Raw genomic sequence first — 23,847 nt, 5'->3', positions numbered from 1 at the left:
TTGCAGAAAGATCTCGAACAATCGAAACCGAAGATCTTAACCGTAAAACTTCCTGACAACTTTAAGATCGTCGAGGACGTTATAAACCGCAATAGAACTGAGAAAATCACTCTTGCAAGTCTTATCGAAAGTTTGCTCAGTAATTATATTCCCGGAGAGCAACTACAAGTTGACCGTACCTTTGAATCTCTCGGAAAAATAACCTTAACCTTCCCGGAAGCTATGACGGATATAGTCAATGAAATATTGCGAGACATCACCCTGCGCTCACAGACAATTGGTTACAGAATACTGCGGGATACCGCTCCCATAGACAATGAAATCATCATGCAAATCGAGGATTTAACTGGAGTAATCATCGAATCACTGGGCGAAAATAATGGTTACATCATTAAGGGAGAGAAAAATAAGCTCGATATTGCAGAATATTTGATCTCACAATTCACAGAAGCATCACACGGAAAACTAGCGCGCAGATTTATAGAGATAAAAACTGCAGACGCTTTCGATTCCGTTAAAAACTTCCTTGAACATTTCTTCGCCACTGAAGGATTGAAACCAGAACAGTATACTATAGACGCAATAGCTGAAAGACTCGTATTTATCTCTGCCCCTGAGGAAGCTCTTGAACGCGCTCTTCAAGAATTGGGAAAATATGAGAAAGTTTTCTTCCCGGAAACAGGAGAATACTTTATAGAAATTCCTGAGAACGTTTATGAAAGCGGTATAAAGGATTTGATATCAACCTTATACACAGGAAAAATCGATTACACCTACATTCCTTCAATAGAAATCCTCATAGCACGTGGAAACAAGAATGATCTCATCAGTTTACAAAACCTGATTAAACAAATGACACCCAAGATAGAATCACATCTCGGATTGAAAACTTCCCCGATCGAAGAACGCAAGATCTCCAAACTCATAAAATCACTCCCCGGTTGGGACGACGAAAAATTCAATACCTATCTTGAAAGTTACCTTGGGGAAGAGGCTTACAAAAGAATCAAAATAATTCCAACCACCGGTGGATACCTTGTTATCGGGGATGAAACCACCGTTAAGGTTGTTGAAAATGAGATAGAACGTTTACGAGAGCTAGAGAATCCGTATTATCTAATCGTTGAAAGACTCCCACGAATCGAGCAATTCAACGATCTGTTACTTCGAATGGGCATTACCGTTGAAATATTCCCTGTAAATTCAAAATATATCCTTGCAGGAACAAGAGATAACGTCTTGCAAGCAAGAAATCTTATAAATCAAATTGAGATGGGAATTCCAGCAGAAACAACGGAAGGTACAACAACATCAACTATAGTATTCAGTTTCGTCGACATTCCTGAAGATTCGATAGAAGCCATTCAGGCCATCATCACAAAGCTTGGAATCAATGTAGAGATCATGCAATCTCCAACAGGTCCGCTACTAATTGGAACTTCCAATGAAGTAAAAAGGGCCACGGAAGTAATTGAGTCTGTTCTTTCAAAGCGAAGAGAAGAAGTTGAAAAAACCGTTAACAAAGGTTATGCAATATTACCAAAACTCGCTAATCTGGACCTTGGAACTGTGAAAACCATAGCCTCAAGTTTCTCATACAATCTGAATATCATAGAGGCAGCAGGAAAAGTAATCGTTATAGGCACTCAAAAAGATGTTGAAGACTTCATACCGGTGTATAAAGAACTCGAAAGCGACGGTGAAGGAAAGCTCTTAACACTCGATAAAAAAGTTGCATATTCTGAACTCGAAAATGTGATCAAGACTCTTGGATTCTCTGTTTCGATCGTTGAGACCCAGCATAAAATAATCGTTTTTGGAAATCCAGAAGACGTTGCCGCAATTCAACGCCTCGTCTCAGAACTGGCACCAGAAGATACAGAACCTGCTACAACTGACGTATTGCCTCCAAAAAAAGATATAGCGGTTCTGACAAACGTAAACATAGAAACAGATAAACTCTCAGCCTTATTGAATGATATGCCAATCAATGTAAAACTCTATTCTTTCAACAACGGACTCGCTATAATAGGCTATCCGGAGGAAATACAAAAAGCCAAAGAGATAGTTCAGCATCTAAGCGGTCTTCCATCTCCTAAAACCAACGTTTACAAATACATAGAAACAACTGAGCCCATGAATCAGGAATTCCTTAGAACAGCAGCAACTTCCCTGGACTTACAGGTAACCTTCCTGTTTATCAAAGAAAACGGCATCATTGTTGTGGGTTCCCGAGAAGATGTTGAATCAATGGTTGAATTTATAAACGGACTTCAATCCCAGATAAAAGAAGAAGAATTTTCTTACGCCCTGGTATCCAGGCCAGGTATAGATATCACAAATCTTGAACAGATATTTGAAGGTCTCGGGCTGAATCTAACCGTACATGAATTACCAGACTCACTCGTTTTAATTGGTTCCCGTGCAGATCTTAAAAAAGCCAAATCCTTCCTGGAACAAATACAATTCTCATCTCAAGAATCAGCAGAAGGTACAAAAACAACTTATTCATTGATCAACATTCCCGAAGGCTTTACAACAACAGATATCCAGACCATTGTTAGGAAGATAGGGATAAACGTGGAGACCATACCGGCAGGTACGGCAGCTCTGCTTGTCGGTGAAGAAAGCGCCATAACAGATGCCAAAGGCGTCATCTCCACCCTGTCCGCACTGGGAAAAAAGCCAGCAGAACTGGTTGAATACAGCTACAAGATAATCACGCTGCCGATCGGTGTGACCCCACAGGAATTGAGTACCTTCTTCGAAACCATAGGACTCAACCTGAAGACGCTGGAAATCTCCGGTTACGTCGTACTCGTGGGAACGGACGAAGACATAGCAAAAGGAGAAGAAGCTATCAAAGCGCTTGCACCAAAAGAAACAGCCGAAGCGACACCAGTGAAGAAAGAATACACGACCATCTCCGTACCTGAGGGCTTCACCCTTGAGAGCCTGCAAACGGTACTGAGAAAGATAGGGATAGAGGTAGATATAACAGTAGCCGGTGACGTTGTGGTAATGGTTGGCGAAGCAGAAAGCCTCGCCAAAGCCACCGAGGTCATAACCAGACTGCACGGGCTGAACAAACGGCCACAGATAAGCAAGATAGAATACGCCGTTCTGGAAGCCCCGATAGGTCTTGACCTCAACACGGTGAAAGAAGCACTCAACGCACTGAATGTGGCAGCACAGATACTCAAAACGGACGACAAACTCATAGTGATCGGCACGAGCGGCGAAATAGAAGAAACTAAAAACATGATAGAACTGCTCAAGCCGGAGATAACAGAAGAAGCAACGAAAGTAGAAGAGAAGACATACACTCTGGTGAATCTGCCGGAAGGACTCAGTATAGAACAACTACAGACGATAACACGAAAGATAGGGATAAAGACAGAGCTCGTAGGAGCTGCCAACACTGTACTCGTTGTAGGAAGCAAAACAGAGATACAGAAAGCCCAGAACGTCATAGCGACGCTCGCAAAACTGAGCACGAAACCAGAAGAAATGGTGAAGCTCAGTTACAAAATAGAAGAACGTGAAACGACACTGACGGTGAATGAGCTGAACGAATTACTCAAAAAGGTAGGAATAGCTGCAGAAGGAATAGAAGTTTCCGGTAAATTCGTACTCATTGGACCGGAAGAAGAGATAACGAAGGCGGAAGAAGTCCTGGTAGCATTCGAGAAAGATACACCTGAGGCGACAGAAACCAAGAAGGTATACGAACTGGTCAACATCCCCGAAGGTTTCACAACAACAGATATCCAGACCATTGTAAGAAAAATCGGAATAGATGTTGAGACGATACCGGCAGGTACGGCGGCCCTGCTGGTAGGTGGAGAGAGCGCCATAACGGACGCCAAAGGCGTCATCTCCACCTTGTCAGCACTGGGAAAGAAACCTGCAGAACTTGTTGAATACAGCTACAAGGTTTTTGAACGCCCGGGGCAGATAGCTCTCGCTACATTGAGGGAGTTGTTAACCTCCGTTGGTCTCGACGTAAAAGCCATTGAAATTGGTAACTCGCTGATTCTGATAGGAACAGATTCAAATATTTCAAAAGCCATTGAACTTTTGGATTCTCTCAAGGTAGATAGCGCGGAAACAGGTCACCAAGAGCTCGAATACTCTATCGTAGAATTACCTGAAAATATCGATCCAGACCAATTAGAGAAGGTCCTCGAAGTATTACAGATATCCGCAAGAATTCTACAACTTGGCGATTTCATGATAGTCACCGGTGATGCAACAAACCTTGCAGATGCCGAAAGACTCATTAAAAAGGTTGTCGATTCAGCTCAAGCCACTGAAACCACGGTGGTCAGCAACGAACTGAGCTATAAACTAATCACTCTGCCACCCGGAAGTTCGTTGGATGAACTCAGCTTAATAGCTAAAACTCTCGAACTAAAACTGAAAATTCAACCGATAGGCAACCAGGTTCTCATCGCTGGTGACCTCAACGAGATAGAGTATATTCAAGACATAATAGAAAAAACAGCAGTACCTGAAAAACCTGAGGGTCAGAGTAACGTCAAACTTTTACAGAAATTGCCTGGTATCGATGCTGATACTCTCAAAAAATATCTGTTGAGTAAAGGGATAGCAGTAAGTGATGTTTTTGACGTTGATAATGGTTATCTGATCTTTGGAAGTGATTCTGCTGTTGAACAGGCCCAACAGCTGACGAATTACCTCGCTGATAGTACCAAACGTTCCTACGAGTTTGTAGAAGTACCTGAAAACATCTCAGAAGAGCTTTTGAATACCCTTGCTGACTCACTTATGATGGATATAGGAATAACCAAAGTCTCTGAGAATACCTTCCTTATAAGCGGTAAAACCGAACAAATTCTGAAGTTCAAAGAGACTCTCTCCGGTCTTTACTCTCTAAAAACAGGTACTCTCGCTTATCGGATAATTAAAAAGCCAGGTATTCAACTTCAGCAGCTTGAAGAGATTTTTAGCGGTTTGGACTTGAGGGTCAAACTTCTTGAAACAGAGCAAAATCTCGTTATCATTGGCAAAGAAAATGATATCGAGAGGGCTAACAAGTTAATAGAAGAATTGACGACAACGTACAATACATCCGCGGCAACTGAAACTAACATAGTTATCTCTGAGTTGCCAAGACTCCCAGGTTGGACTCTGGAACAAATCACTGAATATCTGAAAGCAGCAGATATTTCACTAAGATCCCTTTTTGCCTACGGTGATAAAGTCATAGGAGTAGGTTTTGTAGAACAACTTGAACGTGCAAAAGAACTACTGAATTTCCTTGCAAAAGATCAAAAAACCGATTTCACAAAGATAGAAAAATCGTTGGCAACGGCAGAGCAACTGCAAAGCGTTGTGGACAGCATGGACGTTAGTGTAAACATCATAGAGCTGGAAAACGCGTGGCTGCTGATTGGAAATAAAAATGCTCTTGACAAAATCAAAGGAATAATAGAAGGTGCTCTAACTGAAGAGAAAGATTACCAAAGCTACATTTATAACGTAACGAATGTCTCGACAGAACTGGAGCTTTTCATGGAAGCAACTTTCCCACAGGTTGAAACAAGAGTATTCAAAAACCTTGGTGTCATAGTACTTAAATCTAAAGACCAAGAGGCTCTGGCAAAAGCTGAGAAACTAATCAAACAGATTCAATCAAAAGATGTGGAGATTTCGCCAGAAGACAACTTCATGGTTAAAGACGGACTAATCTACGTCTACGCTGAAAATGCGAATCTTGTGGCTGTCATGAAACGCATTGCTAAAAGCCTCGGTATCTCCCTCATGGTCCCGGAAGAATTAGATGAAACCTTCACATTGACGTTGGAAGGTGTGACCTGGGATACCTTTGTTGCTGCTATTCAGGAATGCGAACCTGTAAAAATAGAAAAGGTTAATGACATATACATAGTGAGAAAAAAAGAGATAGTTTCTGAAGCTCCAACTGATGATGCAACAGGAGAACAAATTTACCGCGTTTATCACAACATCGAAGAACTCAAAACTCTTATTGAATTCTACGGGGGCACGGTGTATGCAGATTCCGTCAATGGGATTTTGGTTGTAAAGGGATTACCCAAATCCAGAGTTCTGGAATTAATGGAGCAGGTAAGTGGGACCTTTACATCACCAAAAAAGCAGGTAAAGATCGAAACAAGGATCGTAGATAAATCGTTGCTGGATGATATCACCAAGCAGTTCAGTACCAGTTTAGGTTTTGAACAGCCAAATATCCTTTTTAACTCTGGGTCTCTGAACCTCAGCTTCAGTATTCTTGATAGTGTGGATTTCGCAAAGCTGCTCAAAAATCTCATAACTGGTTCTGCCACAGTAACGGCACAACTTGAAAAATCCAATGTCGATGGTAGCATAATCTCCAATCCATCTATCGTAGCTTTGAGTGGTGAAGAAGCAAGAATCCATATAGGTGACACCATACCTATATTGCTCAAGAAGATCGATCCAGCAACGGGAAACATTGTTGAAGAACTCCAATATCTTGAAACCGGTGTTGAAATGACGATAACACCAACGGTAAAAGACGACGGCACCATATTGCTAGATCTCTACATAAAGGTCAGTGAACCCCAACCCTACGCCAACGATCTCTACGGTGAAAAAACCAGAGAAGCAAAAACAAAACTTGTTATCTCCGATGGTAACACCCTGACGATAGGTGGCCTTGTAAGCGAAAGAGAAAACGTGAGCGTTACCAAGTTGCCTTTCTTTGGCGATTTACCGTTCATTGGGAAACTTTTCAGGGCCGAAAAGACAACGAAAGAACAGAGGGAAATGGTCATATTCATAACGGCGATGGTGGTGGAACCGTAATGGATAGAAAACCTGTTTTTGCCGGTAGATTTTACGCTTCCAATGCTGAAGAATTGAAAAAGCAGATAACTGCATGTTACGATCACCCCGTAGGTCCGGGTGAATTGCCCGGACCAGTTTTTTCTTTTGCGCTCAAAAATGCTGGACTCATTACTCCACACGCAGGTTATATGTACAGTGGTCCTGTTGCGGCCCACGGTTATCTAGAACTGTCGAAAATTGGTAAACCCAGAAAGATAATCATTATAGGTCCAAACCATACAGGTTATGGCGCACGACTGTCCATATGGCCTGAAGGTAGCTGGCATACTTCTCTTGGAACATTACGAATAGACGAATCCCTTGTTGGTGAACTAATAAGGAATTCCCAGGGTGAATTGAAACCGGACACTTCCGCTCACCTTTACGAACACTCCATTGAAGTGCAGCTTCCATTCATCCAGCACATCTTTGATAACGATCCCACAATCGTTCCAATAATAATGACAGACCAAAGCATAAACGCCGTAAAAACGTTGGTAGAAAGCATTGCAGCCATCTTAAAAACAAACGAAGGAATATTAGTTATCGCGTCTTCTGACATGAATCATTACGATAATCATGAAACAACACTTAGAAAAGACGAACTTCTCATAAAAGCTTTGCTAACAAAAGATATTGACAGAATTTATCAGGTCGCCCGGGAAAACCGAATAACTGCATGTGGATTGGGACCAATAGCAGTGGTTCTGAACCTTTTCGACGAACTGAAAATATTAAAGCATGCCACGAGCGGTGAAGTTTCTGGAGATAAATATCATACAGTGGGCTACCTTTCAGCCATCCTCAGTTAAATTTTATCCAGAAAATATTTCCTTCTTTTGAGATATCCAGGTAAACATCCCATCCCGCTTTTCTAGCCAATCGTCTCGCGATGGTTAAACCAAGTCCATGACCTTTTTTTTCTTTATCCAGCCTGAAAAACGGCTCAAATATTTTTTCTTTATACTCCTCGAGTATCTTTGGACCGTAACTCATAACACCTATTTTATTGTTCTCAACAACAATCCTTATCGGCAGATTCTCCGGAGAAAACTTGTTTGCGTTATCAACAAGTATATTGAGGATATTTTCTAAAAGTCCATCGGGAATTTTCAAAAACGGGTCGGCTTTACAATCAACTTCTATCTTCCTATTCGGTAATCTGCCTTTAAGTTCATCAATATAGTCATTAAGAAAATCACTCGCCTGTATTTCCAGCATCTTGGAAAGGTCGATAGGTTCGTTAAGATTGAGAAACTTCGATACAAGATCATTCAGTTCAATAGCGGTTCTTTCAATTCTTTCTAGAGATTCATAGGCTATATCCTCATGTTGCAACCCCCAGCGCCTCAGCATTCCAACATATCCAATAATATTCGCCAGAGGGGTTTTTAATTCATGAGCAGCACTTACAGAAAATGCTTTCTCATCTTCAAGAGCATTTCTTAATCTAAGAATCATTTTATTAAGACTCTTCGTCAGCTCCAGCATCTCTCCGCTCAATCCTTCTTCAGGAAGTAATCCTTCCATCTCTCTCGATATCTTTTCGGCTCTCTTTATAATGCTTCCAATACTCTTTATGAACCGTGAACTGAAAAGGAAAGAAAAGAAAAGGATTACACCTGCACCTATCAACCAGACGATGAAGAACAATCCAGCTGTACGTTTTAAAAGTTCGACAATATGATTCGCAGGTTGAATAGCAACAATAATTCCACGTGTTGTTTTCAATTGTGTCTTTAAAAAGTATTCACCATTAAGATCGAATATCTTTTTTTCTGCAGAGAGCACCAAAATCTTTTCAACCTGTTCTCCAATTCCAAGAGCATCCTGAATAACCTTATACTCATCATTCCTAAGGATAATAACCGTAGCGGGAATTCTATTAAACATCTTTGGAGGAATCGTTTGAAGAATTTTTTCATTATAAACACGATCAATCTGTTTCAATGCGATAAGGGCATTCCTGCTGGTACTGACAATAACAACGCGATAAACGGTCGCATACGCCAGCAAAACAACTATCAGCGACGCGATAAGACTTATAACCGTCATCCAGAAATTAGCCCTCAACTTTGAGTACATAGCCAACTCCTCTCACAGTCTCAATCTTTATCTTCAAAGGTTCTAATTTTTCCCTGAGATACTTTATATAAACAGGTATTGTACTCTCGCTTGGAGCTCTTTCCTGTCCCCAAAGAACTGCTATAATCTGATCTTTTTCGACAACGGTTCCCGTGTTCGAATAAAGTATTTTAAATATTCTGAATTCAAGGGAAGACAACCTGACTTCGATTTCACCACTCCGCAGGGTTCTGCTTTTATCATCTATCTCAATGCGGGAAGATATATCGGATAGCCTTTCATTATTCTTGACCCTTTCATGTAAAAAAGCCCTGCGTGCAAGAGCTTCTATTCTCGCCAGTAATTCCTCCATGTCAAAAGGCTTAGTCACATAATCATCAACACCAAGCCTGAAGGCTTTAAGCTTGCTCTCTTTGTCATTTATCACACTTAATATAATTATTCCGGCACCCGGAAAGATCTCCCGAAAAGCCACCAGCAATTCAAAGCCATCAAGTTGAGGCAATAAAATGTCGAGCAACACTATATCCGGGCAGAAATCCCTGTACATCCTTAATGCATCTATTCCTTTTCCAGATGTTTTCACTTCATAACCATAGTGAGTTAATTCTAGATTTAGCAGCCTTCTCAAACCTTCATCGTCCTCAACTACCAGTACTTTCAAATATTGCCTCCTTTCCGCATCTCTTCAGATTTCGGCAGAATTAACATGATATAATTTAATGGGAGGTGATCAGGTGAGATACCTGGTTATTATACTGATTTTAAGTTTCTCCACCCTTTTAACAGCTTCTCCTGTACTTGGATTCGAAGCCGGACATTTTAATTCTATACCAAATACTCTCGATCTCAATCTTTATTATGATGGAATAACAATAAAATACTTCAGTCCAACATCACTAAAATTATCAAGCGGAGCCGGTCTTACCTTTGCACTCATTGAATCTCGTTCTTCTCAAGAATTTCTTGAGAATCCCATCAATTTGTTTCTGAAATTTTTATATATCACCGCTTACGAATCATCTCCCGAAAAGATATTCAGCATAAGGTTCTGCTTCGCAACTGGCTTTTCAGTTATAGGATTCAAACAAATGGGGACATTCTTAAGCCTAACCCCGGGACTTGCTTTTAATTTGAACAATCTATCTTTCGCATTTAATTTTGGGATAGAAACACAGATTCTCGACGGAAACACTCTTAGTTTATGGTCTGTATCGATGGAAACGATGTACAGTTTCTGAGGTGATTAAAATGACCGAACAAGCGATTGTAAAAAAGGTAGAGCAAGAATATGCGATATTAACGAAATCACGAGAAGAAGCCTGTGCGATGTGCGCAGCTAAGAATATGTGTAGCGTATCCAATAGCACCACAGGAAAAACAATGACCATTAGAGCTATGAAAAACGGTATCGATGTTAAACCCGGTGATATTGTAGAAATAGAGGTTCCTAATTTTTCCGCAACCAAACTCGCCTTTCTTCTTTATGGACTCCCCCTAATAGCATTTATCATTACTATGATGGGATTGGTTTCTCTGGGAATCTCGGAGGGATTCGCTGTTATCGTTGGTCTGCTGGCTGTTGCTGGAGTTTATCTGTTATTATCGATCTATGACAAAAAAAACAGAGAAAAACTCATGCCACGTATACTCAGGAAGGTGGGTAAAAGCAATGGTTTTTTCACTGCTAGATGAAACCCTCCGGCTTATCGAATTTGATCATGTCCTGGAGAAGATTTCCCTTCATTGTTTCTCCACTTACGGCAAAAACGCTTTCAAAATTCTTTCCCCCGCTGAAAAACCTTACGAAAGGCTGGAAAGGGGAAAAGAATTCTTTGAACTTCTGCTCTACGAAGGTGAACCACCAACGTCTGGTATCCATGATTTGAGCATAGAGATAGAAAGAGCATCATCAGGGAGCATCTTAAGCGGACAGGATCTGAGAAAAATCTCCTCCACTCTTAAATCTCTTTGTAGAATTAAGGAATTCATCGAAGCTGTTAAAGAAAAATACCCGGAAGTCTGGAAAATAGCTGAAAATCTTTATTGTGAGCGCGGATTGGTTAATGAAATAGAAAAAGCCATAGATGAAAATGGAAATGTAAAAGACAACGCTTCTCCGGCATTAAAAGGAATAAGAAGGGAACTGACAAGCTTAACAAAAACCCTCAGAACAAAACTCGATAACCTCATCTCGCAATATCAAGAAAACCTGACCAGCAGCAACCTTGTTACCCGTGAAGGAAGATACGTCCTGCCACTGCTGGCTGCCAGAAAGAACCTTTATGAAGGAATCATACATGGTGCGTCCGCAAGTGGTGCTACCGTCTATTTTGAACCAAAGGAGCTGGTATCTCTAAACGATAGGCTCAAAATCCTTTACTCAATGGAAGAAGAAGAAATACACAGGATACTTAGAAACCTTACCCAAAAATTCTTCCTTTCGCTGGAACGCTTGAAAAAAAACATTGCAGCTATCTCAGAATTGGATGTTCTCTACGCAGCTGCAATCTATGCGAAGAAAAATCGAGCGATCTTTATCTTCCCCAATACCGAATTTGAATTTGATCTGATAAATCTAAGACATCCTTTGATCCCTTCTGACAAAGTTGTACCAATAGATTTTCAGCTTCCTCCTGACAAAAGTGCCGTCATAATAACAGGCCCAAATACTGGCGGAAAAACCGTAGCATTGAAAAATATTGGTCTTGCAGTTGCATTAACGATGTGCGGCCTTCCAGTTCAAGCAGCTAATGGATCAAAAATTCCATACTTCGATAAACTTTTCGCCGATATAGGAGATGAACAATCAATTGAACAAAGCCTCAGTACGTTTTCTTCTCATATGAGCAGGATCGTGAAAATACTCGAAAATGCTGATAGAAATACCCTGGTTCTCCTCGACGAGCTGGGCGCTGGAACCGACCCTGTGGAAGGCGCGGGACTTTCCATGGCTATAATAGATAAACTTCTGGAAAAGAAATGCAAAAGCGTAATAACCACTCACCTATCCCCTCTGAAAATGTACGCCATGGAGAAAGAAAAAGTCCTCAACGCGAGTGTCGAATTCGATGTAGAAAGTCTGAAGCCTACCTATCATTTGATTATAGGTGTCCCCGGGAGCTCGAACGCAATCCAGATTTCCAGAAAGCTCGGGCTTTCACAGGAGGTGGTTAAAAAAGCCCAAAGTTACCTTACCTCAGAAACTGTGGATTTTGAAAAACTCATTTCCAAACTGCATAGGGAAAGATCTACGGTAGAAAAACTCAAGCGGGAACTGTTAAATGAAAAACAAAATCTCAAAGAACTGAAAAAAACCTATGAGAAAAAACTCGAGCTACTGAAGAAAAAGCGATACGCCGAGGTTAGCGAAGAGTTGAAGGAACTTGAAGAGAAAGTTACCAGACTCATGAGTGAAATCGAAAATGCAATAAACCTCTCGCGTTCCAGCAGAGAAAAAGATAAGGTCGAAGCTGTGAAAAAACTCCAGAAAGTTCGTAAGGAAATGGACGCCGGGAAGTTAATAAGTCGAGAAAAAACCTTCAAAAAATTCAAAACAGGTGAAACGGTGAAAATAATCGAAACAGGTTTAACAGGAGAAATAATTGATATAGATGAGAACCGGGCAATTGTAAAATCCGGCCGATTGACTCTGGATCTCCCTCTAAGAAAACTTGAACACGCTGATACCCCCACAAATCTGACCGACATAAGTAGCGATTCTTACACCCCTTCAGGATCCCGTGGATTCACCGCAAAGGAGATTGACATTCGCGGTATGGTCACTGAAGATGTTCCATTCGTCCTCGATAAATTCATCAATGAGTTACTTAACGAAGAGCTCAGAACAGGGTATATAATCCACGGGAAGGGCACGGGAAAACTAGCTGAAGCCGTCTGGCGTTATCTAAGAAAATCAAAGAAAATTAAAACCTTCAGAGTGGGAACCCCTTCTGAGGGTGGCCACGGTGTAACGGTGATAGAGGTGTGATGATGTTCAGCGTTGGGACAGATATAGTAGCCATCTCGAGAATTTCCGAAGAATTGGCGGAAAGAATTCTGAGTGAAGAAGAAAAAAAGATCTACAACAGCTTCAAAAGCGTAAAACGAAAAAAGGAATTTGTGGCTGGAAGATTCGCTGCCAAAGAAGCCTTTATAAAAGCTTATGGTGAAAAAAATTTAGATTTCAAAAAAATAGAATTTCTAAAAGATGAAAACGGGAAACCTATCCCCGGAAAGAAACTCAAAAAACTACTTAATGATATTGAATTACAGGTCAGCATATCCCATGAAAAAGAGTATGCCATTGCGGTTGTAATTGTACTGAGGAGGGATGAAAAATGAGAGCCCCCCATGATGTAATTGAACGGGCAAAAAAATTGAGAGAAGAACTGAATTACCACGCCTATAGATATTACGTACTGAACGATCCAATAATCACCGACGAAGAATATGACAGGATGTTAAAGGAGCTCCAGGAACTTGAAAAAAAATACCCGGAGCTAATTACTCCTGACTCTCCAACCCAAAGGATTGGGGCTAAGCCCCTAAATGGCTTTGAACAGGTCATTCATTCTTCCAGGCTTTACAGCCTGGACAATACTTATTCTGAAGAAGAACTCAAAGGCTTCGATAGAAGAATAAAAAAATTACTCAATGTCGAACAGCTCGATTATGTGTGCGAACTAAAAATAGATGGGCTTTCCGTTACCCTAAGGTATGAAGAAGGAATTCTCGTTTTGGGAGCTACCCGGGGCGATGGTACCGTTGGAGAAAATGTCACAAAAAATATCAGAACGATAAAGTCAATACCCTTGAGACTAAGAAAACCACTTACGATAGAAATAAGAGGAGAAGTTTATCTCCCCAAAAGCGAAATTCAAAAAAATAAATGACGAAAGGGCCGAACAGGAATTGCCTCTCTTTGCCAATCCGCGAAATGCAGCCGCTGGAACGCTAAGACAACTTGATCCAAAAGAAGTAGCCAAAAGAAATCTCGATGCCTTTTTCTATCAGATAGTTTCCCCGGAGAACTATGAATTAGAAACTCAATGGGAGGTTCTGCAGTTTCTGAAAGAAATTGGTATGAAAACTGAACCACATGCCAGGCTGGTCAGCGATATCTCAGAGGTTATCGAGTTCTGGAAAGAATGGTCCGAATCGAGAAATAACTTAGACTATGCAATAGATGGACTCGTTGTTAAAGTAAACAGGATAGAATTTCAAAATAAGCTTGGTTACACCGCCAAAAGTCCACGCTGGGCAATCGCTTTCAAATTTCCAGCCGAGCAAGCACGAACAAAACTCCTCGATGTTACCTTTCAGGTTGGAAGAACAGGTGTAATAACCCCTGTAGCTGAACTGGAACCGGTTAAACTTGCCGGAACAATTGTTAAACGTGCTACTTTACATAATTTTGACTACATTCGAGATAGGGATATAAGAATCGGTGACACTGTAATAGTAGAAAAAGCTGGAGAAATAATCCCGCAAATCGTTAAACCAATAGCCGAAACCCGATCGGGCAAAGAAAAAGTCATTGAACCTCCATCAAGCTGTCCAGTTTGCGGTGGAAAGGTTGGGAAAGCAAAAGAAGACGAAGTAGCTTTACGCTGCCTCAACCCTGCTTGTCCTGCTAAGACGGAAAGGAGGATTTTGCTGTTCGTTTCACGTAATGCTATGGACATAAATGGACTCGGAGAGAAAATGATAAAAAGGCTCGTTCATTCGGGACTTGTAAAAAGCCCGGCTGACCTCTATAAACTCACCCCTTTTGATCTTGCGCAACTCGGCAACGGAATAGGAGAAAAAACCATAAGGAACTTCTATAAAGAACTTGAAAAAAGTAGAAAAAGACCTTTGCACAAGCTTCTTGCCGGGCTTGGCATTCCAGGTGTCGGAGTTAAACTCGCAAGGGATCTGGCGGAACATTTTAAAACCCTTGATGCACTTCAAAATGCAACAATCGACCAGCTTCTTGAAGTTCCGGGCATCGGACTGGAATTGGCAAAAAACATAGTGGAATTTTTCAACCTTCCAGAGATAAAGGAAGAAATTGAGCACCTCAAGAAAGAAGTTAATACCTCAGAACGTTCCTCGAAAAAAGAAGAGCTTCTCAAAGGGAAAAAATTTGTGTTGACCGGAACCTTGAAGAACTTCACCAGAAAAGAAGCGGAAGAACTCATAGTCTCTCTGGGAGGAAAAGTGAGTTCCAGCGTCTCAAAAAATACCGATTTCGTGGTCGTTGGAGAAAATCCTGGTTCAAAATTTCAAAAGGCCAAAGCCCTAAACGTCAAAACAATAAACGAAGAGGAATTCATTAAGTTGATTCGGGAGGGAGAAAAAAATGATATATCTTGATAACAACGCTACAACCAGGCTTGCTCCTGAAGTCCTTGAAACCATGACACGCTATTATATGCAAGATTACGCGAACCCCAATTCTATCCATTCCATGGGACTAACCGCCAGCATGGCTATGGAAGAAGCTAGAGAAAAAATAGCCAATCTTCTCGGTACAAACCCAAGAGAAATATTCTTCACTTCATGTGCAACTGAATCGATCAACTGGGCATTACGAACCGCTACCAGTTTCAGAGGAAATAGAAAAAAAGTTATTACAAGCTCCATAGAACACAAAGCGGTCTTAAACACCTTGAAAGATCTCAAAAATACCCACAATATCGAAATCATTCAGGTACCCCCGGAAAGGAACGGTATCGTCCTTGCTGAAAAAATATTGAAAGAAATCGATGACAATACTTACCTTGTCTCTTTGATGGCGGTTAATAATGTCACCGGAGCGATTCAACCCTTTGAAGAACTAGGAAACCTTCTTGCGAAAAAAGGAATTTTTTATCATATAGACGCGGTACAAACTATAGGAAAAATACCTTTCAACTTAAAAAAAGTGACATGCGATTTTGCAAGTTTCAGCGCTCATAAGTTTCACGGTCCGAAAGGTGTGGGCATCCTCTACGTTCGTAAAAACACGAAGCTGCGTCCTTTCATCACCGGAGGCGGACAGGAAAGGGGCATGCGTTCTGGAACACAAAACGTTCCCGGAATAGTTGGAACAGCTTTAGCATTAGAATTAGCTGTCAATTCACTCGAAGAAACCTCTACCCGTCTCAATCAATACAGAAAAATCATCATCAAAACAGTTAAAGAAATAGGCGGTGTAGTAAATACACCTTTCGAACATTCTATTCCTAACACTCTTAACATCTCTATTCCCGGAATAAGGGGAGAAATTCTGGTAAATGCTCTCTCCGATGAAGGAATTTGTGTGGGAACTTCTTCCGCTTGCTCTTCACGAAGCGATGGTGGTCAATACGTCTTAGAAGCAATGAAGATCAATCCTGAACAGACCGCGTCGGCAATAAGAATAAGTATGTCACGAGAAAATACTGAAAAGGAAATTCTGACCTTTGTCAATGTCCTAAAGAAACTGGCCGCCGCTTTGAAATTTTGACTCTAAACGGGTATAATTGTTCACAGTCAGATATAATTCTCTTTGAGGTGATCTAATGATTAGAAGTATGACAGGATTCGCAAGAGCAGAGGAAGAAAAAGGCGGAATACTATGTTCCGTTGAATTAAAGAGCGTTAACTCTAAACACCTGAACATTGATGTAAACACAGGTGGAAGATTCACCGAACTCGAAATCAAAGCCTCCAGATTCTTGAGAGATCACCTCAGAAGGGGAACAATCAAAGCATACATAGATATTCTGTTCATGGATCAGGCCGATGTAATTCAACCAGATATGGGAATGGCAAGCGCTTATTACAGAGCTTTAAATCAACTCGCTGATAAATTCAAAATTGCTGACAGGATAAGTCTCGATGTAATGACGAAAATGAAAGATATATTGAGGTACAAAGTCTCTCCAGAGTTGATGGAAAAAATATGGGACTGTGCTAAGATCGCTCTGGGAAAAGCGGTGACGGACTTAAACAAAGACAAAGAACGAGAAGGCGAAAACCTTTCTCAAGCCATACGCTCCTATCTCACCAGTTTGAGACAAATAGCAAATTCTCTAAAAGAGGAATCCAAAGGATTTCTGGAATTTTATCGTGAACAGCTCAAAAAGAGAGTGGAAGAAATTCTCAATTTTGAAGCTGATAAGAATAGATTGGAGCAGGAAGTGGTAATCCTCGCTGAACGCGCCGATATATCTGAGGAGATAGTAAGACTATTCTCACACATAGATTCCTTCGAAAAGCTTCTCGATAAAGATGGCGAATGTGGTATTCAACTTGATTTCCTCTGTCAGGAAATGCATCGCGAATTTTCTACCATAGCGGCTAAATCAAAGAAACTGTCCATAACATCTCTTTCAATCGAAGGACGTACGTTGGTAAATAAAATCAGAGAACAGGTGCAAAACATAGAGTAGGAGGTGCAGAGAGTGTACGGACTTATCAATGTTGGGTTTGGAAACGTAATCATTGGGGATCGTGTTATAGCGATTGTTAACCCTGAATCAGCTCCCTTGAAAAGACTAAAAGAGGTTGCCAAAGAGGAAGGAAAGCTAATAGACGCTACTTACGGTAGAAAAACTCGTGCTATTGTAATCACTGACAGTAACCACGTTATTCTCAGCGCAATTCAACCAGAAACAATCGCTTCTCGTTTCATGCAAACCTTCACGGACATCGAGAAACTTCTCGAAGAAATCAGACAGGCGGAGAGACGGACGGAAGAATGAGGGGAACAATTTATGTAGTCTCCGGTCCTTCCGGAGCTGGAAAAACATCAATTTTGAAAGAAGTCCTAAAAAAAATCCCGAATCTTACATTTTCTGTTTCTTATACAACGCGCCCCAAAAGGCCTGGAGAGATTGATGGGGAAGATTACTTTTTCGTTAGTAAAGAAAAATTTGTGGAACTGGTAAATAGTGGGGAATTTCTTGAATGGGCGGAAGTCCATGGTAACCTCTACGGAACATCAAAAAGTTTCGTTGAGTCAAAGATTGAAAAAGGGATAAACATTATCCTGGATATTGATGTTCAGGGTGCATTGTCTGTGATGAAAAAACTTCCCGACGCTGTTACCATATTCATATGCCCTCCATCATTCAAAGATCTGAAAAAGCGCCTTGACAACCGGGGCACTGAAAAAGAGAAAGATCGGGAAAGAAGACTCAAAGATGCCAAGTGGGAATTATCCCACATTTCAGATTTTCAATATCTGGTAGTTAACAGAACTTTAAACGAGTCGGTAAAACAACTTGAAGCAGTAATAATAGCAGAACAACTGAGAGTTGATAGAATAAAAGATCATATGGGACTACAGGACTTCTTTAAGGAGAGTGATAACGATGTCTGTGATAATTAATTACGACAAACTTCTCAAAAGGATAAGGCATAAGTACGCTATCCCTATAGCCGCTGCGCGTAGAGCCGAGGGTCTAAAAGACTTTGGTAGGCCAAAACTCGACCCCCAAATGGTGAAACAAGCCGGCGACAAGATAAACATTGCCCTTAAAGAATTGGAAGAGGGTCGCATAGTCATCAGAAACGAAGAAATGTTGAAAATCCTCGTCCCAAAGGTAAAATGATGGAAAGCAGATTTCTGAAAGGTAAGAACATACTTTTAGGTATAAGCAGCGGCATAGCAATCTACAAAGCTGTTGATCTTGTAAGTAAACTGAGAAAATTAGGGGCAAATTTAGCAATAATTATGACACCAGAGGCTCAAGGAATGATCTCTGGTGTTGTTTTTTCCGCTGTCGGCAACTGTCCGGTATACACAGATCTCAACGCTGTAGAAAAAGGATGGATTCCACACACTGAGCTTTCCCGTTGGGCAGATACTTTAATCATTGCACCAGCAACAGCAAATACTCTAGCAAAAATAGCTCACGGGATAGCCGATAATCTTTTGTTGTCAACAGTATTGGCATATAACGGGAATAGAAAGCTTCTCGTTCCTACCATGAACACAAGGATGTTCGAGAATGTAACAACACAAAGGAACATCGCCATCCTTAAAAATAACGGCTGGTACTTCATCGAACCGGAAGAAGGCCATCTTGCCTGTGGCGAAACCGGTAAAGGCCGCTATCCAGATAACGACAAAATAATTGAAGAACTGGCATTTCTTCTTTCTCCGAAACCCCTTTCTGGAAAGAAAGCGGTTGTCACTGCGGGTCCCACAAGAGAATACATTGACACAGTAAGATTCATAACCAACCGTTCTTCTGGAAAGATGGGTTATGCGATAGCTCGTGCTCTCAGATATATGGGAGCAGAACTTGTACTCATAAGCGGCCCAACGAATTTAACACCACCTTACGGGATCAAAGTAATAAACGTTGTTTCTGCCTCAGAAATGGCTGAAGCTACAATAACCGAAGTAAAGAAAGCCGATCTTCTTGTTATGACTGCTGCTGTCGCTGATTACACACCGGAGAAAACTTTGAGCGCGAAGCTAAAAAAGAGTAATAAACCATTACAACTAAACCTCAAAAGAACTAAGGATATATTGAGCAGTCTTGACAAATCTAATGGCAAAATATTCGTAGGATTCAGTGCCGAAGATTCACAGGTCTTTGAAAGATCACAGGAAAAACTCAAGAAAAAAGGGTTGAATATGATCATCTTCAACGACATATCCAGAAAAGACATAGGCTTTGAATCCGAACTCAACGAAGTGGGAATAATATATGACTCAGGAGATTTTGAAATGCTACCCCAAATGTCAAAAGCTGAACTGGCTTATGAAATCGTGAAAAGAATAACTGACCGTTATTTCAAAGAACACTAACTAATTTGATCACTGGAAACAAAAATTTTTTCTGGTATCTTGACAGCTTCTTATTGACCGTTTATAATAAAAACCGAGTGTCGAGCCAACGTAGCTCAACTGGCAGAGCGGCTGACTTGTAATCAGCAGGTTGGGGGTTCGAGTCCCTTCGTTGGCTCCACACAGTTAGCGGTGGTAAGGTGCCCGAGTGGTCAAAGGGGGCGGACTGTAAATCCGCTGGCGGAACGCCTACGGTGGTTCGAACCCACCCCTTACCACCATTGTTTATGTTATATATGAATAAAAAAACGGATGAGGTGACACGATGGCCAAGAAAACGAAAAGCAACAAAATACTCGTGACACTCAAGTGTACTGAATGTGGTACCAGAAACTATTATCGTTTCAAGGACAGAAGAAAAAAGTATAAGCTCGACAGCAGAAAATACTGTCCGAGGTGCAGAAAACACACATTGCACAAAGAATCCAAATAATGGACGTTTCATTCCTTAGGAGGAGATTGAATGGCACAAAAGAGTTTTTGGAGATTCATCTCCGAGGTTAGGCAGGAAACCAAAAAGGTAACCTGGCCAAATAGAAAACAGCTTCTTTCTACAACTGGTGCTGTTATGGTTGTTCTCTTGGTCTGCGGTATTTTTCTCGGACTTCTCGATATTATTTTTACTAATGTCATAGGCGACCTTCTTAAGTTCCTCACAGGTGGCCTATAATAATGAATACCGCAAGGTGATATCTGGTGCGTAAAAAGTGGTACATAATTCAAACTTATTCCGGACTTGAAAATTCTATTAAGGAAGCTCTGGAAGCAAAAGTTCGCTCCTATGGTTATGATCATCTTTTCGGCAGAATCCTTGTCCCGGAAGAGGTAAAGCTTGACAGAACCTCCGCGGCGGCGGAGAAGCATATTGTCTCATCTGACGCCGAGCTTCTTGTATCATCTAACCAGGATGTCAAGAAGGGTGATCCCATTGCCAGAGAGCCAGAAGCAAAAGCGAAAAACGACGGTGTAATAAAAGAGATCAAGAATTACCGGGTGATCTTCATAGAAACAATAGACAGGCGTTATACTAAAACCTATTACATTCCTGAAAGCGCAAAAGTCGAAACAGGGATTAAGGCCGGTGCACGAATTCGTCAGGGAATGCCTCTGGCGAAGCAGGGAGATTTTTTCTGTGAGCTTGATGGTAGAATCGTCTTCACCGAAAAGATGAAACGTATCGTAGTTGAAAAAGATAACGGCGGAGAAGACGTCTACATGGTCTATCCGAAGAGCTATGATCCGAAGATCATCAAAAAAGGCGCCAAAGTCAGCCGCGGACAGAAAATAGCCGATTCGAAAACCATATATTCCAAGATTGATGGGCGTACAGAGATCGCTGAACTACCCGGTAGAAAAGAGATCAAGATCTTTAAAATCACCCGCACAAGGCTTTACCCGGGATATATCTTTATCGAGATGATCATGACTGACGAGACGTGGAATCTCGTCAAGAGTACACCTAATGTTGTCAACTTCGTCTCAAATGGCGGACAGCCCATAGAACTAAAGCCCAAAGAGATCAAGGCGCTGTTAAGATTGGTTGGGCTCGAGGAATACGAAGAAAAAACTAGACCAATCAAGGTTGAGGTTGATTTTGAAGTCAACGAAATGGTTCGTATAAATTCTGGACCTTTTGAAGACTTCGTAGGTAAAATCACAGAGATTGATCCTGAAAGACAGGAAGTTAAAGTCGTTGTCAGCATATTCGGCCGTGAAACACCAGTTATGCTAAACCTGTCAGAGATAGAAAAAATTGTTTGAAGCATTTTGAAGCATCACGATAAATACGTGGGAGGGAATATCCCGCTAAAACCACAGGAGGTAGTGAAATATGGCTAAGAAGATTATTGCAAAAATCAAGTTGCAGCTCGAAGCCGGAAAAGCAACACCGGCTCCACCTGTTGGTCCCGCATTGGGTCAGCACGGTGTTAACATCATGGACTTCTGTAAGAAATTCAACGCTGTCACTGCTGATAAGCCAGGAATGGTTTTCCCGGCCGTTATCACCGTCTACGCTGACAGATCCTTCACTTTCGAACTGAAGACGCCACCTGCCAGCTTCTTAATACTGAAAGCTGCCGGCATCAAGAAGGGCTCCGGTGAACCCAACAAAGTCAAAGTTGGAAAAATCACCAAAGCTCAGGTGGAAGAAATAGCCAAAATCAAGATGCCCGATTTGAACGCCAGGACTCTCGAAGCTGCTATGAAGATCATCGAGGGTACGGCAAGGAATATGGGCGTCGAGGTCGTAGACTAAGGAGGGATCTGTATGCCTAAAAGATCAAAAAGGTATCTCGAAGCTCGTAAACTCGTTGACAGGACAAAAGCCTATACAATCGATGAAGCCATTGAACTTCTGAAACAGATGCCGTCAGCAAAGTTCGATGAATCAATTGAGCTTCATATAAAGACCGGGATTGAACCTTCCAAATCTGATCAGCAGGTGAGAGGTACGATAAGTCTTCCCCACGGAACCGGTAAAAACGTAAAAGTTCTCGTATTCACACGCGGAGAAAAGGTTGAAGAAGCAAAAGCCGCAGGAGCTGACTTTGTGGGTTCCGACGAACTCATCCAGCAAATCCAGAAAGGATGGACAGATTTCGATGTGGCTATTGCCACTCCTGACATGATGAGAGAAATCGGTAGGCTCGGAAGAATTCTCGGTCCAAGGGGATTAATGCCTTCCCCCAAAGCCGGAACGGTAACAACAGACGTCGCAGAAGCTGTTAAAGCCTTCAAAGCTGGACGAGTCGAAATCAAAAACGATAAAACCGGGAATCTTCACTTCCCGATTGGCAAAAAATCCTTTGACAGCGAAAAGCTCAAAGAAAACCTCGTATCCGCACTCGAGCAAATCTCTAAAATGAAGCCAGCAGCCGCCAAAGGACGCTTCATCGTTAAAGTGGTCGTTGCACCAACAATGGGCCCTGGTATAAAGCTCGATCACCAGAAAGTAGTGGAATAACAGAATTAAAAGTGGTAGAATAAAGAAGTGAAAGTGAATATGTACCGAAGACAGTAGGTTTCTAAAGGTTTTCCATACCGCCTACCGAGGTACGCGGAAAAGATTGAAAGAATAATTTTTCACATATTTCTGCGGCCTCAATGGCCGCTTTTTTTGAAAGGAGGTGCAACAGCGGATGCTCACAAGAGCCAAAAAGGAACAACTTGTCCAGGAAATGACCGATAGATTTTCCAAAGCATCCCTTATTCTCTTCACCGATTACAAGGGCATGGATGTTCAAACAATCTCCGAACTCAGAGGACAGTTGTACGAAAAATTCGAAGATAAAGCCCGTTATCAGGTTGCCAAAAATACGCTCATCAGACTGGCGTTGAGAAACGCGTCTTACGAAGAAGAAGAATGGAAAGAGCAGGTTACCGGGACAACAGCTATCCTTACCATAGTCGATGCCGATCCAATTGAGGCGATTAAAATCGTCTACGATTTCTCCAAGAAAAAGAAGCTCCCTGTTTTGAGAGGATGCTACCTGGAGAAAGTGTTCCACGATGAAAGCAAGATTCCGGATCTGGCACAGCTACCGTCCAGAGAGCAGCTTATTGCTATGGTCGTCAGTGGTTTTGCCGCCCCAATTTCTGGTCTCGTGTACTCGCTGAACGGTATCATCAGCAAGCTTGTTTACGCGCTTAACGCTATAAAAGATAAGAAATCAGAATAATTCTTATGGAGGTGTGTTATAATGACGAAGGAAGAACTTATTCAGGCTATTAAAGAAATGACAGTTGCTGAACTCGCAGAGCTCGTTAAGGCTCTTGAAGAGGAATTCGGTGTTAGTGCTTCCGCGCCTGTTGCTGTTGCTGCCATGCCCGGAGCCGCTGGTGGACAGGCAGCTCAGGAAGAGGAAAAGACAGAGTTCAACGTTGTTCTTAAGTCCTTCGGCGACAAGAAGATCGCAGTTATTAAAGCCGTAAGAGCCATTACCGGTCTCGGACTTAAGGAAGCCAAGGAACTCGTCGAAAAGGCTGGTTCCCCTGACGCTATTATAAAGGAAGGTATATCCAAGTCCGAAGCCGAAGAGATCAAGAAACAGCTCGAAGAAGCCGGTGCTGAAGTAGAGCTGAAGTAATTAGGT

General features: G+C 41.6%; 21 protein-coding genes, 2 tRNA genes and 1 pseudogene. 22 read left to right on the top strand and 2 right to left on the bottom strand.

Annotated features, from left to right (window positions below; translation table 11 throughout):
* Together DU53_RS09710 and amrB are read left to right on the top strand one after the other, a co-directional pair.
* Entirely contained in the window at positions 1-6,834 is a 6,834-nt protein-coding gene (locus DU53_RS09710) for a type II secretion system protein GspD (RefSeq protein ID WP_063728515.1), read from the top strand.
* Positions 6,834-7,667, top strand: a complete 834-nt coding sequence (gene amrB / locus DU53_RS09705) for an AmmeMemoRadiSam system protein B (protein WP_063728513.1) — start codon at positions 6,834-6,836, stop codon at positions 7,665-7,667. The genes DU53_RS09710 and amrB overlap by 1 nt, the downstream gene beginning before the upstream one ends.
* Here amrB and DU53_RS09700 read toward each other — a convergent pair.
* Positions 7,660-8,940, bottom strand: a complete 1,281-nt coding sequence (locus tag DU53_RS09700) for a HAMP domain-containing sensor histidine kinase (RefSeq protein WP_015869183.1) — start codon at positions 8,938-8,940, stop codon at positions 7,660-7,662. The two genes, amrB and DU53_RS09700, sit on opposite strands and share 8 nt — an antisense overlap.
* Positions 8,918-9,604 carry a response regulator transcription factor gene (locus DU53_RS09695; protein ID WP_015869182.1) on the bottom strand — a complete coding sequence of 229 codons (687 nt, stop codon included), beginning with the start codon at positions 9,602-9,604 and terminating at the stop codon, positions 8,918-8,920. The genes DU53_RS09700 and DU53_RS09695 overlap by 23 nt, the downstream gene beginning before the upstream one ends.
* Before the next feature lie 73 nt (positions 9,605-9,677).
* On the opposite strand from DU53_RS09695, the gene DU53_RS09690 reads away from it, so the two are divergent.
* The 20 genes and pseudogenes from DU53_RS09690 (at position 9,678) to rplL (ending at position 23,841) form a co-directional block, all read left to right on the top strand.
* Positions 9,678-10,181 carry a hypothetical protein gene (locus DU53_RS09690; RefSeq protein WP_015869181.1) on the top strand — a complete coding sequence of 168 codons (504 nt, stop codon included), beginning with the start codon at positions 9,678-9,680 and terminating at the stop codon, positions 10,179-10,181.
* A 10-nt stretch (positions 10,182-10,191) separates the two neighbouring features.
* A complete protein-coding gene (locus tag DU53_RS09685) occupies positions 10,192-10,635 on the top strand; it encodes a SoxR reducing system RseC family protein (protein WP_015869180.1) in 444 nt (147 codons plus the stop codon).
* Positions 10,613-12,931 carry an endonuclease MutS2 gene (locus DU53_RS09680; protein WP_063728511.1) on the top strand — a complete coding sequence of 773 codons (2,319 nt, stop codon included), beginning with the start codon at positions 10,613-10,615 and terminating at the stop codon, positions 12,929-12,931. Before DU53_RS09685 ends, DU53_RS09680 begins: the two co-directional genes overlap by 23 nt.
* A gap of 2 nt (positions 12,932-12,933) precedes the next feature.
* Positions 12,934-13,284: a holo-ACP synthase gene (gene acpS / locus DU53_RS09675; protein ID WP_015869178.1), complete on the top strand. Its 351-nt coding sequence runs from the start codon at positions 12,934-12,936 to the stop codon at positions 13,282-13,284.
* Positions 13,281-15,300: pseudogene (gene ligA, locus DU53_RS09670) on the top strand (NAD-dependent DNA ligase LigA). Before acpS ends, ligA begins: the two are co-directional and overlap by 4 nt.
* Entirely contained in the window at positions 15,287-16,414 is a 1,128-nt protein-coding gene (locus tag DU53_RS09665; protein WP_015869176.1) for a cysteine desulfurase family protein, read from the top strand. Before ligA ends, DU53_RS09665 begins: the two are co-directional and overlap by 14 nt.
* A gap of 55 nt (positions 16,415-16,469) precedes the next feature.
* Positions 16,470-17,342: a YicC/YloC family endoribonuclease gene (locus DU53_RS09660; RefSeq protein WP_015869175.1), complete on the top strand. Its 873-nt coding sequence runs from the start codon at positions 16,470-16,472 to the stop codon at positions 17,340-17,342.
* A gap of 12 nt (positions 17,343-17,354) precedes the next feature.
* The gene (locus tag DU53_RS09655; protein WP_015869174.1) at positions 17,355-17,654 is read left to right on the top strand and encodes a DUF370 domain-containing protein; all 300 of its coding nucleotides are present in this window, start codon (positions 17,355-17,357) and stop codon (positions 17,652-17,654) included.
* A complete protein-coding gene (gmk, locus tag DU53_RS09650) occupies positions 17,651-18,283 on the top strand; it encodes a guanylate kinase (protein WP_015869173.1) in 633 nt (210 codons plus the stop codon). Before DU53_RS09655 ends, gmk begins: the two co-directional genes overlap by 4 nt.
* Positions 18,267-18,506, top strand: coding sequence for a DNA-directed RNA polymerase subunit omega (gene rpoZ / locus DU53_RS09645; RefSeq protein WP_015869172.1), 240 nt, complete (start codon positions 18,267-18,269; stop codon positions 18,504-18,506). Before gmk ends, rpoZ begins: the two co-directional genes overlap by 17 nt.
* Positions 18,503-19,714, top strand: a complete 1,212-nt coding sequence (gene coaBC, locus DU53_RS09640) for a bifunctional phosphopantothenoylcysteine decarboxylase/phosphopantothenate--cysteine ligase CoaBC (protein WP_015869171.1) — start codon at positions 18,503-18,505, stop codon at positions 19,712-19,714. The genes rpoZ and coaBC overlap by 4 nt, the downstream gene beginning before the upstream one ends.
* A gap of 84 nt (positions 19,715-19,798) precedes the next feature.
* Positions 19,799-19,874 (top strand) — tRNA-Thr (locus DU53_RS09635).
* A 13-nt stretch (positions 19,875-19,887) separates the two neighbouring features.
* Positions 19,888-19,974, top strand: a tRNA-Tyr gene (locus tag DU53_RS09630).
* 44 nt (positions 19,975-20,018) lie between these two features.
* The gene (rpmG, locus tag DU53_RS09625; protein WP_015869170.1) at positions 20,019-20,186 is read left to right on the top strand and encodes a 50S ribosomal protein L33; all 168 of its coding nucleotides are present in this window, start codon (positions 20,019-20,021) and stop codon (positions 20,184-20,186) included.
* A 30-nt stretch (positions 20,187-20,216) separates the two neighbouring features.
* Complete coding sequence (gene secE, locus DU53_RS09620; protein ID WP_063728510.1) at positions 20,217-20,423, top strand: preprotein translocase subunit SecE; 207 nt, start codon at positions 20,217-20,219, stop codon at positions 20,421-20,423.
* Between the two features lie 26 nt (positions 20,424-20,449).
* Positions 20,450-21,514: a transcription termination/antitermination protein NusG gene (gene nusG / locus DU53_RS09615; RefSeq protein WP_015869168.1), complete on the top strand. Its 1,065-nt coding sequence runs from the start codon at positions 20,450-20,452 to the stop codon at positions 21,512-21,514.
* Between the two features lie 70 nt (positions 21,515-21,584).
* Positions 21,585-22,010: a 50S ribosomal protein L11 gene (gene rplK, locus DU53_RS09610; protein WP_015869167.1), complete on the top strand. Its 426-nt coding sequence runs from the start codon at positions 21,585-21,587 to the stop codon at positions 22,008-22,010.
* Between the two features lie 12 nt (positions 22,011-22,022).
* Positions 22,023-22,718, top strand: a complete 696-nt coding sequence (gene rplA / locus DU53_RS09605) for a 50S ribosomal protein L1 (protein WP_015869166.1) — start codon at positions 22,023-22,025, stop codon at positions 22,716-22,718.
* Positions 22,719-22,893: 175 nt separating this feature from the next.
* The gene (gene rplJ, locus DU53_RS09600) at positions 22,894-23,433 is read left to right on the top strand and encodes a 50S ribosomal protein L10 (protein WP_015869165.1); all 540 of its coding nucleotides are present in this window, start codon (positions 22,894-22,896) and stop codon (positions 23,431-23,433) included.
* Between the two features lie 21 nt (positions 23,434-23,454).
* Complete coding sequence (gene rplL / locus DU53_RS09595; RefSeq protein WP_015869164.1) at positions 23,455-23,841, top strand: 50S ribosomal protein L7/L12; 387 nt, start codon at positions 23,455-23,457, stop codon at positions 23,839-23,841.
* Positions 23,842-23,847 lie beyond the last annotated feature (6 nt).

The sequence above is a fragment of the Kosmotoga sp. DU53 genome (assembly GCF_001639905.1).
Classification (GTDB): domain Bacteria; phylum Thermotogota; class Thermotogae; order Petrotogales; family Kosmotogaceae; genus Kosmotoga; species Kosmotoga olearia.
This window is presented reverse-complemented; position numbering and strand designations above follow the sequence as displayed.

Excerpts from the sequence above, each read along its gene's own strand:
- rplK (WP_015869167.1), top strand. The coding sequence starts at position 21,585 with ATGGCTAAGAAGATTATTGCAAAAATCAAGTTGCAGCTCGAAGCCGGA.
- DU53_RS09700 (WP_015869183.1), bottom strand. The coding sequence starts at position 8,940 with ATGTACTCAAAGTTGAGGGCTAATTTCTGGATGACGGTTATAAGTCTT.
- coaBC (WP_015869171.1), top strand. The coding sequence starts at position 18,503 with ATGATGGAAAGCAGATTTCTGAAAGGTAAGAACATACTTTTAGGTATA.
- secE (WP_063728510.1), top strand. The coding sequence starts at position 20,217 with ATGGCACAAAAGAGTTTTTGGAGATTCATCTCCGAGGTTAGGCAGGAA.
- amrB (WP_063728513.1), top strand. The coding sequence starts at position 6,834 with ATGGATAGAAAACCTGTTTTTGCCGGTAGATTTTACGCTTCCAATGCT.
- DU53_RS09665 (WP_015869176.1), top strand. The coding sequence starts at position 15,287 with ATGATATATCTTGATAACAACGCTACAACCAGGCTTGCTCCTGAAGTC.
- gmk (WP_015869173.1), top strand. The coding sequence starts at position 17,651 with ATGAGGGGAACAATTTATGTAGTCTCCGGTCCTTCCGGAGCTGGAAAA.
- acpS (WP_015869178.1), top strand. The coding sequence starts at position 12,934 with ATGTTCAGCGTTGGGACAGATATAGTAGCCATCTCGAGAATTTCCGAA.
- rplA (WP_015869166.1), top strand. The coding sequence starts at position 22,023 with ATGCCTAAAAGATCAAAAAGGTATCTCGAAGCTCGTAAACTCGTTGAC.
- rpmG (WP_015869170.1), top strand. The coding sequence starts at position 20,019 with ATGGCCAAGAAAACGAAAAGCAACAAAATACTCGTGACACTCAAGTGT.
- DU53_RS09680 (WP_063728511.1), top strand. The coding sequence starts at position 10,613 with ATGGTTTTTTCACTGCTAGATGAAACCCTCCGGCTTATCGAATTTGAT.
- rplJ (WP_015869165.1), top strand. The coding sequence starts at position 22,894 with ATGCTCACAAGAGCCAAAAAGGAACAACTTGTCCAGGAAATGACCGAT.
- rplL (WP_015869164.1), top strand. The coding sequence starts at position 23,455 with ATGACGAAGGAAGAACTTATTCAGGCTATTAAAGAAATGACAGTTGCT.
- DU53_RS09685 (WP_015869180.1), top strand. The coding sequence starts at position 10,192 with ATGACCGAACAAGCGATTGTAAAAAAGGTAGAGCAAGAATATGCGATA.
- DU53_RS09660 (WP_015869175.1), top strand. The coding sequence starts at position 16,470 with ATGATTAGAAGTATGACAGGATTCGCAAGAGCAGAGGAAGAAAAAGGC.
- rpoZ (WP_015869172.1), top strand. The coding sequence starts at position 18,267 with ATGTCTGTGATAATTAATTACGACAAACTTCTCAAAAGGATAAGGCAT.